A 1105-nucleotide genomic window follows, 5' to 3' on the forward strand; every position below is an offset into this window, starting at 1 on the left:
CCCCCCCCCCCCCCCCCCCCCCCCCCCCGCCCCGCCCCCCCCCCCCCCGCCCGGGGCGGGGGCCCGCCAGGTCACTGCTGGGCTACCGCGTCAGCGGTGGTGTTCACAGGCCGAGCTCGACCTCGAACTCACCGGCCTCCAGGATCGCCTTCACGGCACCGAGGTAGCGGGCGGCGTCCGCGCCGTCCACCAGGCGGTGGTCGTAGGAGAGCGTCAGGTAGGTCATGTGACGGACGGCGATGGTCTCGCCCAGCTCCGGGTGGTCGATGACCACGGGGCGCTTGACGGTCGCACCGATGCCGAGGATGCCGACCTGGTTCGGGGGCACGATGATCGTGTCGAACAGCGCACCGCGCGAGCCGGTGTTGCTGATCGTGAACGTCGCGCCGGCCAGGTCGTCCGGGCTGATCTTGTTGGCCCGGACGTTGCCCGCGAGCTCCGCCGTCTTGCGGGCGATGCCCGCCAGGTTCAGGTCGCCGGCGCCCTTGATGACCGGGGTCATCAGGCCCTTCTCGGCGTCCACCGCGATGCCGACGTTCTCCACGTCGAAGTACGTGATGGTGCCTTCGGCTTCGTTGATCCGCGCGTTCACGGACGGGTGGGCCTTCAGCGCCTGGACCGCGGCCTTGACGAAGAACGGCATCGGCGAGAGCTTGACGCCCTCACGCTGCGCGAACGCGTCCTTCGCCCGGGCCCGCAGCTTCATGATCTTGGTGACGTCCACCTCGACCACGCTGGAGAGCTGCGCCTGCTCGTGCAGGGCCTTCAGCATGTTGTCGCCGATGACCTTGCGGATGCGCGGCATCTTGACGGTCTGCCCGCGCAGCGGCGACGCCTCCAGGACCGGGGCCTTCGACGCGGCGGCAGCGGCCGGCGCCGGAGCGGCCTGGGCGGCCTTGGCGGCGGCAGCGGCGTCCACGACGTCCTGCTTGCGGATGCGACCGCCGACGCCGGTGCCCTTGACCGTGGCCAGGTTGACGCCGCTCTCCGCGGCGAGCTTGCGCACCAGCGGAGCAGTCTCTTATACACAACTCCGAGCCCACGAGACGGACTGCTATCGACTTATGGGTCTTTTGCGTTTGAAAAAACTGGGGGGGGGGGGGGG

1 pseudogene is annotated in these 1105 nt (G+C 70.5%); it reads right to left on the reverse strand.

The annotated features are described in order from the left end of the window. Positions 1-103: 103 nt before the first annotated feature. A pseudogene (locus AAHZ94_RS34430) lies at positions 104-1012 on the reverse strand (2-oxo acid dehydrogenase subunit E2); the annotation flags it as partial. Positions 1013-1105: the final 93 nt, after the last annotated feature.

It is taken from the genome of Streptomyces sp. HSW2009 (genome assembly GCF_040240285.1).
In the GTDB taxonomy this organism is placed as follows: domain Bacteria; phylum Actinomycetota; class Actinomycetes; order Streptomycetales; family Streptomycetaceae; genus Streptomyces.